This is a genomic window from Enterococcus sp. DIV1304_2 (genome assembly GCF_050555445.1).
Classification (GTDB): Bacteria; Bacillota; Bacilli; order Lactobacillales; family Enterococcaceae; genus Enterococcus_B; species Enterococcus_B pernyi.
Map to the genome: position 1 here is coordinate 921,269 of NZ_CP187851.1, position 13,932 is coordinate 935,200.

Sequence of the window (13,932 nt, forward strand, 5' to 3'; positions counted from 1 at the left end):
CTATTTATGGCTTGTAATTTTTTAAGTTATTTTAAGAAATGTTAATTTAGCATACATATTGACCTGTATAAGATAGTATCGAGGTGTTTTAACCATTGAAAAAGCATTTATACGTTAATTTTCAAGCGTTGTTGCAATACCGAACATTTTTGTTTTTTCTTTTTTATTTAACTATAAAACGGAGATAAAACGATTAAATAACCTTAATTTCTTTTTTGTTTTTGTTATATTATTTTGAGTTATCTGATATTATAAAATTTGTAATCGATTACGAACAAGGGAAATGAATTAGTTGAATGGGGAGAGTTTGGAAAATGAAGAAAAAAAGTGTAAAGAGATTATTAGCTGGAGCAGCTTTGTGTAGCTTATTGGTTGCACCGTTGTTTTTAAATGAAGAGCAAGGAGCGGCAACAGAGCAAACAGTTCGCGCAACACCTGATTTTGGTGTAGGTCAAGGAATCGAGTGGCCAGAACAAGTCGTAGCACCATTCGTAGATATCACGGCGTATACTTCAGATGAAGTGTTGTCAAATAAAGGTGCCTTAAATATGGCAGCAATTGCTAGAGAAACAGGTCAACGTTTCTTTAATCTAGGATTTATGCAAGCTAGAGGGATCAAAAATGGTAAACTTGATTGGGCTTGGGGAAGTTTCAATGGATTGAGTGAAAGTGATAGTGACGAATGGCAATATGAAGGAATCAAGCAATCGATCCGTGAGTTAAGAGAAGTAGGCGGAGATGCAGCTGTGTCATTTGGCGGATTAAATTCTGGTGCCTTCTGGGAAGTAACACAAGATGAAGATATGCTTTATGATGCTTACATGGAAGTAATCCAAGGTTATGGCTTCACTCGTATCGATTTTGACGTAGAAGCGGCAGCAATGGGTTATCACGAAAACCTAGCAAATGCTAAAGCGGTAAAACGATTACAAGATGCAACTGGTGTTGAAGTAACATTGACATTACCAGTTATGCCTACAGGATTGATTTCAACAGGATTATCTGTTTTACAAGCTTATTTAGAAGCGGGCGTTGATTTAACTAACGTGAATATCATGACGATGTGTTATGGATCAAGTGTGGCAGACTATGCGCAAGGCTCACTAGATGCTGTAGATAACACAATGGTTCAATTAAAAAATCACTACAAACAATACGCTGGTAAAACATTAACAGATGAGCAAGCTTATGCAAAATTAGGTACGACTCCTTCTGTAGGATTTGAAAATGAGCAGCATCCTTACTTTACAACAGATATGTTCAACTTGGTTGTACAACACGCTAAAGAGCGTAAAATCGGTATGGTATCATACTGGTCAATGAATCGTGATGCCAAAGTAGACGGTGGACAAGGACAAGTGAAAAACCAATATGAATTCTTAACTGTTGGTCAAAGATTTACAGATGGTTCTGAAATGCCTGAAGATACACAAAACCCATCAACACCGACAAATGTAGGTTCAGATTTCATTACGACACAACGCGCGCGTATCAATTGGACAGCATCAACGGATAACGATCGCATTGCTCGTTACAATCTTAAATTAACTGGTGCAGGCGAAACAGTATCAGCGACAACAATGGCTGTGTCTCATACCTTTGAAAACTTGAAGAGCAATACGACTTACACAGTCGAAGTAGTTGCAGAAGACCGTTCTGGAAATGTTTCGGATGCAGCAACTTATACTTTTACAACACTTGAAGAATCAGAATCTACTCTACCAGCTTGGGACCCTGCAACAGTTTACTTAGGTGGAGAGCGTGTTACATATGAAGGGCTGATCTATGAAGCGAGACATTGGACACAAAATGATATTCCGAGTGAATCTGGTCCTTATGGCCCATGGAGACTTGTGACTAAATAATCTAGCTATTTCTTATTACTCCATAGATAAAATGATAAATAGTAAAAATATTAATAACTTGTATTGAAAAATGATAGTTAAGTTATTATTTATATAGATAAGTAAGAGAGGAGAGTCCTAAAAAAGCTCTCTTCTTTTTACGTAAAAAACAATATGTATATTGAAACATTAAGAAAATATTAAGTGCATCAAAAAACATTTTAGGTAAATAACTATAGTTATCATATGGGAAACGCTGTTAAAACAACGTTTTTATCGTTTTAACTAAAATGAATTCATTTCAATAAAGTTATAAAAGCATAACGTTTGTTTTTATTTTAGAAAACGTTTACAATGAACCTATCAAAAATAGGAGGTTCAGTTATGAAAAAGTTTAGTGTTATGATGTTCGTAGGAATTGTTATGTTAGGTTTGTTTGGATTTGGTACATCTGGTTATGCACATGGTTATGTGACATCTCCAGGGAGTCGTGCCTATTTCGGTACAGCAGCTGCAGGTAATTTGAATCAAAACGTTGGACGCGCACAATGGGAACCACAAAGTATTGAAGCCCCTAAAAATACATTTATCGATGGAAAAATCGCGAGTGCAGGTGTCAGTGGATTTGAACCATTAGATGAACAGACAGCCAATCGTTGGCATAAAAGTGTAATTAATGCTGGTCCTTTGAATATCACTTGGAACTTAACTGCACAACATCGCACAAGCACTTGGGATTACTACATTACAAAACCAGGTTGGAACCAAAACCAACCTTTGAAATTCAGCGATTTTGAATTGATCACAAAAATCGATGATAAAGCAACAGTTCCACCAAAAACAGTAAATCAAACAATTACTGTTCCTCAAGATAGAAAAGGTTACAACGTGATTTTAGCTGTTTGGAATATTTCAGATACAACAAATGCGTTCTACCAAGTAATCGATGTCAATGTTCAATAGATAAACCTTGAAGAGAAACCTTTTTAACTGATCATATAAAGAACACCTATGAAGTGACTCTCATTTTCACTTCATGGGTGTTTATTTGTATATTCGAACCACCTAAAATCAAAAGGGGGCAGGTACAATGATGGTCCCATTTTTTTGGCGAACTTCAGATTGTATTGTATGATAGAAGTAAGGATACCAGAAGAAATGGGTTACGGAGGAAATCAAATGAAAAAATTTTTACGTAAAAAAAAGAAAAATAAAGAATCGATTGAAGATACTGTAATCGAACATGAGGAAACAGAGTTGGAAGAAACATTGGAGCAAACACCTGAGGAACAAAAAGAATTTGCTTCCTTTTTTGCTGAAACAATGAAAAGACTTCCCCAAAAAACATCCGCAGCTATTTTACGAAATTTTGATTCGTCGAAAAGCAAGGCGGAACAAACATTAGCAAAGAGTAAAACACAATTCGACCGTCTATTTGAAGAATTCTTAAAAGGGGTAGACGAACCTTTACGTAGAAAATGCCATGCAACGATTCATGCGGCCTCTTTGACAGCGGCTATCATCGGTTGTTCACCGATCCCTTTTTCAGATGCTTTTTTACTTGTACCTGTTCAGCTAACGATGATGGGACGTCTCCACAAGTTATTTGGGCAATCGTGGTCTGAATCATTAGGTAAGAGTGTCTCAAAAGAGTTGATCGTTGTTAGTTTAGGTAGAAGTGCAGTAGGGAATATCATCAAGATCATTCCGGCAGTAGGTACAGTGGCTGGTGCAGCAATCAACGCAACTGTCGCTAGTACGATCACTGAATCATTAGGTTGGATCACAGTGAAGATGTTGAATGATGGCGAAGATATTTTTGATGATGTCATGTCTTTCAAAGGACAAGTTCAAACGCTTTTTACTTTATTGAAACGAAAAAAACAAATGAAATAAGATTCGATCAGAAATGATCGGATAAAAAAATAAGCATTGACCTCTGAAATAGTTTTTGACCTATGCAGAGGAAAATGCTTATTTTTTATAAGGATTCTGGTTGGCGCTGTTGAATTATTTTTTTGTTAATTTCACGACAACTTCACAACGTGCTGTTTGAGGGAACATATCGACAGACTGCAGATACTCGACGTGAAAAACTTTCGCTAATTGGACGAGGTCTCTTGCTAAAGTTGAAACATTACAAGAAATATAAACTAATTTTTGCGGTGGGTTTTTTAAAATTGCTTGGATCAATTGCTCGTCTAAACCAGTACGTGGCGGATCAACGATGATCCCATCCGGACGAAATCCTTCATTCAACCATTTTGGTAAGAGCTCTTCCGCCGTCCCCACTTCATAACGAGTATTCTCATACCCTAAACGTTGTGCGTTTTTCTGTGCATCTGCAATGGCTTGGGGGATCGTATCCATTCCACGCACTTCTTTTGCTTTGTTTGCTACACTCAAACCAATTGTCCCAACACCACAATAAGCATCTACGATCGTTTCTTCTGGTTCGATGGCTAAAGCTTTGATTCCTTCACCATATAAGACTTCTGTTTGTTGAGGATTCAACTGAAAAAAGGCACGAGGTGAAAGGTCAAAAGTCACTTCATTGATTCGTTCCTCAATGGCTTCTTTTCCCCAAATATGTTTTGTTTCGTCGCCCATCACGAGGGAGGTTTTTAAAGGTTGCACGTTTTGCATGATCGAAACAACTTCAGGGAGTTGCTGATTGATCTCGCGAATCAGGACATTTTTTTGTGGGAATTTTTGACTTCTAGTAATAAAGACAACTTGTAGCTCACCTGTCTGTATACCCACTCGAACCATGATCGTGCGGAAAATCCCACTATCAGTACGTTCGTCATAAATCGGTAAATCATATTTATTCAATAAATCAATGACTGTATTCATCACTTTTTGTGTAGCTGGCTCTTGCACTAAACAATCAGTGATCGCCACTAAGTCATGAGAGTTGGCTTGATAGAGCCCAGCTTCGATTTTGCCTGTTTGTTTATTTTTTCTTAATTGAAATTGCGCTTTGTTCCGATAACGCCAAGGATCGTCCATTCCAATCGTCGGTAAAAGTGGATACTCACGATAGCCGACGGGCTTGAATTTTTCTAACGATTGCAAAAGCAAATCTTTTTTGAAATCCAACTGCGCATGGTACGCTAGATGCTGCAATTGACAACCGCCACATTCATAATAGACTGGACAAGGAGCAGTCACACGATCCTTACTTGTTTTTTTAACTTTGACTAGTTGTCCTTCGGCATAGCGAGGGGTCGCTTTGGTGATTTTCACTACGACTTCTTCTTTAGGAAGAGCATACGGAACAAAGACGATCATGCGTTTAAAGTAGCCGATTCCTTCTCCGTTGATCCCTAAACGTTTGATTTTCAATGTGATCGTTTGGCCGTTTTTAACAATTGCTTCTGGCATAGGTATCTCCCTTTTTTATCATTATGTGGCTATATTCTAACATATTATAGCGAGAGTTGGGGATTTTCTATGTTATGATAGGAATATATGTTCGAGGAGGGATAGTTTGCTTTCTATTGCAAGAATCAGTAAAGGCAAAGGGCCTTTTTATCAGATCGATCTTTCGGATGGCGAAACACTACAAGTATCAGAAGATATTTTAGTACGCTATCGTTTATTAAAAGGACAAGAATTAACAGAAGATAAATTAGCTGAAATCAAAAAAAGTACAGGTTATGATTTTGGCTTACAACAAGCATTGAATTATTTGAGTTACCAATTACGAACGGAAAAAGAAATTCGGATCTATTTAAAAGACAAAGAAATCGGACAAGAAGACCGTCATAAAATCGTTGAAAAATTAAAAGAATTAGGTCTTGTGGACGATTTGACTTTTGGTGAAAGTTACGTCCGAACGAATATGCGTTTGAGTGACAAAGGACCAAAAAAATTAGCACAGCAAATGCAACAAAAAGGGCTCTCGCCAGAAGTGATCGAGCAGTCTTTAAGCCAGTATCCGTTTGAAGAGCAAGTAGAAAATGCACGACAAACAGCGGAAAAGACTTACGAAAAAAATCGTGCAAAAAGTCATAAGGATCTATTACGGAATATCCAACAGAAGTTGATGACAAAAGGGTTTACTAATGATGTGATCCAAGAAGCGATACAAACATTACCACAGGAAACTGATCCAGAAGCTGAATACGAGCTTTTAGTACAACAAGGTGAGAAGATCTGGCGTAAGAACAGTCGCTTTGAACCGCAGAAAAGAAAGATGAAAGTAAAGCAGAGTCTCTATCAAAAAGGCTTTGATTTTGAGATGATCCAACGCTTTATTATAGAAAAGGAAGAAGAAACAAGTGAGTAGAGAATGGGAAAACTGGTCTTCAGAAAAAACAAAAGAGTTTCAAGAACGTTTCATTGAATGGTATGAACTCGAGAAAAGAAATCTCCCTTGGCGCTACAATCAAGACCCTTATCGTATTTGGATATCAGAAATCATGTTGCAACAAACCCGAGTCGATACAGTCATTGATTATTTTTATCGCTTTATGGAGTGGTTCCCAACGATCGAAGCGTTGGCGCAAGCACCCGAAGAAAAACTGCTGAAAGCTTGGGAAGGCTTAGGTTATTACTCGCGGGTCAGAAATATTCAAGCTGCCGCAAAACAGATCATGGAAGATTTTGACGGAAAGATGCCACAAACACCGGAAGAAATCAGTACATTAAAAGGGATCGGTCCTTATACGACAGGGGCAATTGCAAGTATTGCTTTTGGGGTACCTGAACCAGCGATCGATGGAAATGTCATGCGTGTGGTTAGTCGACTGTTTTGTATCGAAGAAGATATTGCGAAAGCATCGAGTCGCAAAGTATTTGATCAAGCCATGCGGAAAATCATTGACGAAGAGCATCCAGGTGAGTTCAATCAAGCATTGATGGATCTTGGCTCAGCAATCTGCACGCCGACCTCGCCTAAATGTGAAGAATGCCCGATCCAAGCATTTTGTCTAGCAAAAGAAAAAGGGGTCCAAACCGCCTACCCTGTCAAAACAAAAAAAGCCAAGCCACGAGATGTTTATTATGTTTGTGCCGCGATTGAAAACGCAGAGGGTGCTTATTATTTTGAACAACGAGATCAACAAAAACTACTCGCTGATATGTGGACATTTCCGATGGTAGAAGTAACGAAAGAAGTATATGGAAAATTAGAATCAGACTGGCAGCCTACGGACGAAATCAGTTTGTTCGATGAGGCATTAGTGGCTGAAGATGGTGCTTCAGTATTGCCTTTTGCTCATGTGGACAAAGTTGTATGGCAAAAACGTCACTTAGGGGAAGTAACGCATATCTTCAGTCACTTGAAATGGCATGTTTTATTGTTTTATGGTCGATTGCCTAAGAATGCAAAAGACCTGTCTGAGAATGGAAAACAGACACAGTGGCTGATACCAGAAGCGTTTGAACAAGTGGTTTTCCCGAAAGTGCAAATGAAGCTCGTCCAGCAGTTGGATAAAAATCGAAACAATAGTAATCCTTTCTAGGCAAAGATGATTTTTATTGCTATAATAATTACGATGTCGGTGTAATGAACACCCCAACACAAAGCACAAAATGTTGCTAAGGAAGGATTGCGATGGGAGTTCCAAAAGAAGGAGAGTTTGTAACGATCCAAAGTTACAAACACGACGGCAAATTGCATCGAACGTGGCGCGATACCATGGTATTGAAAACAAGCGAACATTCAATGATCGGTGTCAACGATCATACTCTTGTCACAGAGTCTGACGGACGACGTTGGGTGACGCGAGAACCAGCGATTGTATACTTTCACAAAAAATACTGGTTCAATGTAATAGCAATGATCAGAGAAAAGGGGGTTTCCTATTATTGTAATCTGGCTTCACCTTTTTTATTAGATGATGAAGCATTAAAATATATTGATTATGACTTAGATATCAAGGTTTTTCCTGATGGCGAGAAGCGCTTGTTAGATGTCGATGAATATGAAATGCATAGTCAAATGATGAATTATCCAAGTGATATTGACTTCATTTTAAAAGAGAACGTGAAGATTTTGGTTGACTGGATCAATAATGGAGATGGCCCATTCTCAGAAGGCTATATTGATATTTGGTATGACCGTTACAAGCAATTGTCGCAAAAGTAAACGAAAACAGTAAGTAAGTGAAGGGATCTTCATCTTACTTACTGTTTTTACTTAGATGCTTCACAAGTTTTTTTTCATGTTGAGATGTTGGATGCCTGCATCTTCGAAGGCTTCACCGTAGGGGTGATAATCAAGCTTCTCGTAAAAAGGAATAGCGGTCAGTTGAGCGCCTAATTTGATCGTATCAAAGCCTTGTTTTTTAGCAAAAGACTCTGCTTCTCTTAGTAAGACTTGCCCCAAACCTTGTTGACGGTATTCGGCAAGGATCGCCATACGTTGTACTTTTATCTGACCATTTTCAAGTGGCAGTAAACGAACGGTACCTTGCGCCTCATGCGCATCTGTATAAAGGACGAAATGGACACAATGTGCCTCATCCTGATCGATTTCTCTCTCGAAGGGAACACCTTGCTCGACAACGAAGACTTGATTTCTGATACGTACAGCATCGAGATAAATAGGACTCATTGTATCTTTTGTATGAACTACTTTCATCAAACAGCCACCTTTCTTTCCAGTAGTATACTGTAAAGTGATCGGAATGAAAAGTGCCTATAATAAAAACAAAAATAACAGATTTTTTCAAAAGAATGTTATATAATATCATAAAAAAGGAAAGAAGGGAATTATTTGTTCGATAAGTTAAAACAATCAAAGTTGATGTTCTGGTCATTTGAATTGTTGATTTTAGCAACATTGATCTTAGTGTCCTCGAAAATCAACTTTGTCTTCCAACCAATCGGGACATTCTTCTCCACATTATTTGCACCAGTTTTGATTGCTGGTTTTTTGTATTATATTTTGAATCCGATCGTTGGATTATTGATGAAAACGAAAATGAAACGGATCTGGGCAGTAGCAATCGTACTGTTATTGTTAGTAGCCGCTCTGGTCTGGATCTTGTTAAGTGTCATCCCAAGTTTAGTTCAACAAATTTCTTCTTTGGCCTCGAATACGCCTAACTTTATTCGTCAAGTAGAGACTTGGTTAGCAGAAGTCGCACAATGGTCCGTATTCAAAGATGTCGATATCAATAAATATTTTGAACAGTTGGATATCTCATATGGTACGATCATCCAACAATTTCTAAGTGGGTTGTCCAATAGTTTAGGCTCGATCGTTGGAACGATTGCTTCAGCAACCATCGTTATTATTACCGCACCATTCATCTTGTTTTACATGTTGAAAGATGGCGAAAAACTTGTACCGAATATCAAACGGTTCTTCCCAGAAAAACGGAGAGAACAAATCGTTGAGTTATTAGGACAATTGAATAAAACATTAGCAAATTACATCAGCGGACAAGCAATCGAATGCTTATTCGTTGGGACATTCACTTTTCTAGGTTATTTTGCAATAGGTGTGGATTACGCCTTTCTTTTCGGGGTGATAGCAGGGTTGACTAACCTCATTCCATATTTGGGTCCATATTTAGGTTTAGCCCCAGCGTTTTTAGTGACAGTATTCAATGATCCATTCAAAGCACTGCTATGCTGTGGGGTTGTCTTGATCGTTCAGCAATTGGATGGGAATATCATTTATCCAAATGTCATAGGAAAATCATTGAAGATCCATCCCTTGACAATCATCATCGTTTTACTGGTTGCCGGGAATATTGCCGGACTACTAGGGATTTTTCTAGGAGTACCATTCTATGCCATTTGTAAAACAATCATTTCTTATATCGTCAAGATCGTTAAAGAAGATAAACAAAATGAGAATAAGAAAAAAATCGCAACAACTCTTGAATCTTAAGATGTAATGGCTATTTTTATTGCAAAGAAATTTTCTTTATGATACCATTTTAACGTGGCTACCTTTAGCCACGTTTTTTTCTATAAAAAAATAAAAATTTAAATGAATAAGGAGAGAATGCGATTATGAATGCTGACCCTGAGAGTCAGCCGCTGTTAGCGCAAATTTTATTATTGATCATTTTGACATTGATCAATGCTTTTTTAGCAGCTTCCGAAATTGCAGTTGTATCGATCAATAAAAATCGGATCGAACAAAAAGCGGAAGAAGGAGATGTTAAATCTAAAAAGCTTTTAAAAATATTGCAGAACCCAAATAACTTCCTATCCACTATCCAAGTAGGAATCACTTTGGTCAATATTTTATCTGGTGCATCTTTAGCTAATACTTTATCCGTAAGATTAGCCCCACTATTAGGTGGCGGTGCCGCAGCAAGAAGTATTGCAAATATTATCGTACTGGCTATTTTGACCTATGTTTCGATTGTTTTTGGAGAATTATACCCGAAAAGGATCGCCTTGAATAAATCAGAAGAGGTAGCGAATTTCACCTCTGGTATGATCCGAATGATCGGTGTCGTAGCGAAACCTTTCGTGTGGCTGTTATCTGCATCTACCAGCTTGTTGGCACGGATTACACCAATGACTTTTGACGATGAAGATTCAAAGATGACCCGCGACGAAATGCGGTATATGCTTGAAAACGAAGGGGTATTGAACAACGAAGAGTTGGAAATGCTTCAAGGTGTCTTTTCTTTAGACACAAAAGTTGCAAGGGAAGTAATGGTTCCTCGAACAGATGCTTTTATGATCGACATTAATGACTCCATTGAAGAAAATGTCAACGAAGTACTATCGGAGAATTACTCAAGGATTCCTGTTTATAATGAAGACAAAGATAAAGTTGTTGGAATCCTTCATACGAAAAATTTATTAAAAGCTGCCCATAAATTTGGGTTCGAAAACTTAGAGATCAAAAAAATCATGCAGGAACCGCTTTTTGTTCCAGAAACGATTTTTATTGATGATCTATTATATGAAATGAAGAAAACACAAAACCAAATGGCGATCCTATTAGATGAATATGGCGGAGTCGTAGGTTTAGTGACATTGGAAGATCTACTTGAAGAAATCGTTGGAGAAATCGATGATGAGTCAGACGAAGTAGAAAATCTCTACGAACAAGTCGGTGAATACGAATATATCATCCAAGGTCGAATGCTGATCGATGAATTCAATGAGGCGTTTGAAAGTAATCTACACATGAGTGATGTGGATACAATGGCTGGCTACTTGATCACTGCTTTAGGTATGATCCCTGATGAAGGAGAAAAGCTGTCATTTGATGTTGAAAACATTACTTTGATCTCTGAAGAAATGGAAGGCTCAAGAATACTTAAAATTCGTGTGATCTTCCATGATCCAGAAGAAATAGAAGCTGAGCCTGAAGAAGAACGTCGCTATTTCAAAAAAGATTTTGAAGACGACGAACCACGAAGATAAAGCACCTTCGATGATCTTTTAACGAAACAAAGAGCGGATATATTACTTGCTTTCTGAAGTGATGTATCTGTTCTTTTTTTGGAGATATCAAATGAAAAGAAAAAGTAAAACTGTTTCGCTTACTTTTTCAAACTTAAGATCCATGCTATACTATTTGAGTTGAAGAAAAGGATAGAGGAACTATCGAATAGTCGAAGGGGTTCTCTTTTATGAAGCAATAGACAAATGAAGAATGGAGTAAATTTATGAATAATCCAGAATTAAAACAGCAAGTGGACAATCGACGCACATTTGCGATCATTTCCCATCCGGATGCGGGGAAAACAACGATCACCGAACAACTACTTTTATTCGGTGGTGCGATTCGCCAAGCAGGAACGGTCAAAGGAAAGAAAACAGGTAATTTTGCAAAATCTGACTGGATGGAAATCGAAAAACAACGTGGGATTTCTGTTACCAGTTCAGTGATGCAATTTGATTATCACGGAAAAAGAGTCAATATTTTAGACACCCCTGGGCATGAGGACTTTTCAGAAGATACGTATCGTACGTTGATGGCGGTCGATAGTGCGGTCATGGTAATCGATAGCGCAAAAGGGATCGAGGCACAAACGAAAAAACTTTTCCAAGTAGTCAAAAGAAGAGGCATTCCTATTTTCACCTTCATCAATAAGTTGGACCGAGATGGTCGAGAACCGCTTGATCTTTTAGAAGAATTAGAAGAGTTATTAGATATCGAATCTTGCCCAATGAATTGGCCAATCGGCATGGGGAAAGGACTGGAAGGATTATACGACATCCATCATAACCGAGTAGAATTTTATCGTCCTGAGAATTATCAAGATGAACGCTTGGCTCAATTAGATGAAGAGGGTCACTTACCGGAGGATCATCCACTAAGAAATAATTCGTTGTACGAGCAAGTATTAGAAGAAGTAGAGCTGTTAAAAGAAGCTGGGGATTCATTTAATGAAGAAAAAATTGCTCGTGGGGAACAGACACCAGTATTTTTTGGTTCAGCGTTGACTAATTTCGGTGTACAGACCTTTTTAGAAACATTCGTTGATTTGGCGCCATCTCCTTATGGCCACAAAACACGTGAAGATCAAGTAATCAGCCCTTATGAACAAGAGTTTTCCGGCTTCGTTTTTAAAATCCAAGCCAATATGAATCCAGCTCACCGAGATCGTATTGCATTTGTACGAATTTGTTCAGGGACTTTTGAACGAGGAATGGACGTCTCATTAGAGCGGACGAACAAAAAATTAAAATTGAGTAATGTCACGCAATTTATGGCAGATGCCAGAGAAAATGTTGAAAATGCTGTAGCTGGAGATATCATTGGTGTGTATGATACCGGAAACTATCAAATCGGTGACACATTATATGAAGGAAAACTAAAAGTAGCTTATGAAGAATTACCTTCATTTACGCCTGAGCTTTTCATGAAAGTAACGGCTAAAAATGTGATGAAACAAAAATCATTCCACAAAGGAATCAATCAATTGGTACAAGAAGGTGCCATTCAATTATATAAAACCTATGTGACCGAAGAATACATCATCGGGGCAGTTGGACAATTGCAATTTGAAGTTTTCCAGTATCGGATGTTGAATGAATACAATGCAGAAGTGATCATGTCACCAATGGGTAATAAGATTGCCCGTTGGATCGAACCGGAAGATCTAGATGAGAAAATGAGTTCTAGTCGTAACATCTTAGCGAGAGATCGCTTCGATCAACCGCTATTCTTATTTGAGAACCAGTTTGCAGAGCGCTGGTTTGCTGACAAATATCCAAACGTAAAATTAAAAAGTTTGATGTAATCAGTGGTTCTCGTTGCTGGTTCAATTGATCCATTTTTAGCATAAAAGCTTAAAAATATTTATTTAGTATATAAATAAAAAACGAACACACGACAATTCATGTTTTCAGCGAATTGTCGTGTGTTTTTGTTGGATTTTAACGTTTTTTTGGTTATTTTGAAAAAATCAATTAAAATCAAATAAAAAAATAGATTAGAATATTTTTGCGTACATATATATAAAATAAGCAAAGAAAGCAGGGAACAAATGGAAACAGAAATCGAGAAAAAACAGCGTATTGAAAGAAAAAAAGCAAAAATGCGTCAATTATGTCAGATGTTAGATATTGAGAACTGGGAAAAGAATGAACGGATCGTCAAAGAAATCCGCTCGATCATCCAAGCGGATCGCCCAGTAAAGGGGAGAGAAGTTGGAAATAGGAAAAAGAAAAAAAGGGAATGCCAAGTGACTTCGACAAAACCCTTTTGATTCATGATTTACTTTTTAGTACTACATAGCAATTGGTGCATTTAAATTTCTTTTTGGAATAGAGATTTCTACTAAGCCAGGTAACTCGATCACTTGGATGTCTTCAGGATGGTACTCAGCGTCATGGATTTTTTTTAAGAAGTAGTGTTGGATTTCTTCAATTTCCTTTGGTTGGATATTGCGGTTTTCATTCATCAGGACGATTTCATTGTGCTCAGGAGCTTCTGTATAAATAACGGTTGTATTTCCTGCGGTATACACCTTTACCATATGTGCATCTGTATTTTCTAATTGGTTTAAAACTAATCGTGAATGGCTGTTTGTTACATTAACTAGTTTCATGGCGCTCACCTCTCTTATGTATTTAAGAAATAACTTACATTAAGTATAATTTTTTTTTAGTAAAATGAACAGCATTTTGTCTTCTTAAAAATAAACGA

13 protein-coding genes are annotated in these 13,932 nt (G+C 37.6%); 10 read left to right on the forward strand and 3 right to left on the reverse strand.

Annotated features, from left to right (window positions below; genetic code table 11):
• The first annotated feature begins 314 nt into the window (after positions 1 to 314).
• The 3 genes from IGJ14_RS04360 (at position 315) to IGJ14_RS04370 (ending at position 3,740) form a co-directional block, all read left to right on the forward strand.
• Positions 315 to 1,865 carry a fibronectin type III domain-containing protein gene (locus IGJ14_RS04360; protein WP_430608332.1) on the forward strand — a complete coding sequence of 517 codons (1,551 nt, stop codon included), beginning with the start codon at positions 315 to 317 and terminating at the stop codon, positions 1,863 to 1,865.
• A gap of 333 nt (positions 1,866 to 2,198) precedes the next feature.
• Positions 2,199 to 2,807: a lytic polysaccharide monooxygenase gene (locus IGJ14_RS04365; RefSeq protein WP_374955048.1), complete on the forward strand. Its 609-nt coding sequence runs from the start codon at positions 2,199 to 2,201 to the stop codon at positions 2,805 to 2,807.
• Positions 2,808 to 3,023: 216 nt separating this feature from the next.
• Positions 3,024 to 3,740 (forward strand): YcjF family protein, encoded by a 717-nt coding sequence (locus IGJ14_RS04370; RefSeq protein ID WP_065096204.1) that lies wholly within the window; start codon positions 3,024 to 3,026, stop codon positions 3,738 to 3,740.
• A 114-nt stretch (positions 3,741 to 3,854) separates the two neighbouring features.
• On the opposite strand, the gene rlmD is transcribed toward IGJ14_RS04370, so the two are convergent.
• Positions 3,855 to 5,231, reverse strand: a complete 1,377-nt coding sequence (gene rlmD, locus IGJ14_RS04375; RefSeq protein WP_108144149.1) for a 23S rRNA (uracil(1939)-C(5))-methyltransferase RlmD — start codon at positions 5,229 to 5,231, stop codon at positions 3,855 to 3,857.
• A gap of 106 nt (positions 5,232 to 5,337) precedes the next feature.
• Between rlmD and recX the strand changes: the two genes are divergently transcribed.
• The 3 genes from recX (at position 5,338) to ntdP (ending at position 7,941) form a co-directional block, all read left to right on the forward strand.
• Positions 5,338 to 6,138: a recombination regulator RecX gene (recX, locus tag IGJ14_RS04380; RefSeq protein WP_108144148.1), complete on the forward strand. Its 801-nt coding sequence runs from the start codon at positions 5,338 to 5,340 to the stop codon at positions 6,136 to 6,138.
• Complete coding sequence (gene mutY, locus IGJ14_RS04385; protein WP_104871390.1) at positions 6,131 to 7,315, forward strand: A/G-specific adenine glycosylase; 1,185 nt, start codon at positions 6,131 to 6,133, stop codon at positions 7,313 to 7,315. The genes recX and mutY overlap by 8 nt, the downstream gene beginning before the upstream one ends.
• A gap of 92 nt (positions 7,316 to 7,407) precedes the next feature.
• A complete protein-coding gene (gene ntdP / locus IGJ14_RS04390) occupies positions 7,408 to 7,941 on the forward strand; it encodes a nucleoside tri-diphosphate phosphatase (RefSeq protein ID WP_010735893.1) in 534 nt (177 codons plus the stop codon).
• Between the two features lie 60 nt (positions 7,942 to 8,001).
• Here the strand turns inward: ntdP and IGJ14_RS04395 are convergent, their stop codons facing one another.
• Positions 8,002 to 8,436, reverse strand: a complete 435-nt coding sequence (locus tag IGJ14_RS04395; RefSeq protein WP_065096200.1) for a GNAT family N-acetyltransferase — start codon at positions 8,434 to 8,436, stop codon at positions 8,002 to 8,004.
• Between the two features lie 135 nt (positions 8,437 to 8,571).
• On the opposite strand from IGJ14_RS04395, the gene IGJ14_RS04400 reads away from it, so the two are divergent.
• The 4 genes from IGJ14_RS04400 to IGJ14_RS04415 all read left to right on the forward strand — a co-directional run bounded on the left by IGJ14_RS04400 (position 8,572) and on the right by IGJ14_RS04415 (position 13,492).
• Entirely contained in the window at positions 8,572 to 9,696 is a 1,125-nt protein-coding gene (locus tag IGJ14_RS04400; RefSeq protein WP_104871389.1) for an AI-2E family transporter, read from the forward strand.
• Positions 9,697 to 9,821: 125 nt separating this feature from the next.
• Positions 9,822 to 11,198, forward strand: coding sequence for a hemolysin family protein (locus tag IGJ14_RS04405; RefSeq protein ID WP_430608334.1), 1,377 nt, complete (start codon positions 9,822 to 9,824; stop codon positions 11,196 to 11,198).
• 245 nt (positions 11,199 to 11,443) lie between these two features.
• Entirely contained in the window at positions 11,444 to 13,024 is a 1,581-nt protein-coding gene (locus IGJ14_RS04410; RefSeq protein ID WP_066025689.1) for a peptide chain release factor 3, read from the forward strand.
• A gap of 246 nt (positions 13,025 to 13,270) precedes the next feature.
• Positions 13,271 to 13,492 carry a flagellar motor switch protein gene (locus IGJ14_RS04415; protein WP_104871387.1) on the forward strand — a complete coding sequence of 74 codons (222 nt, stop codon included), beginning with the start codon at positions 13,271 to 13,273 and terminating at the stop codon, positions 13,490 to 13,492.
• A gap of 21 nt (positions 13,493 to 13,513) precedes the next feature.
• Here IGJ14_RS04415 and IGJ14_RS04420 read toward each other — a convergent pair whose 3' ends face one another.
• Positions 13,514 to 13,834, reverse strand: a complete 321-nt coding sequence (locus IGJ14_RS04420; protein WP_104871386.1) for a DUF1827 family protein — start codon at positions 13,832 to 13,834, stop codon at positions 13,514 to 13,516.
• Positions 13,835 to 13,932: the final 98 nt, after the last annotated feature.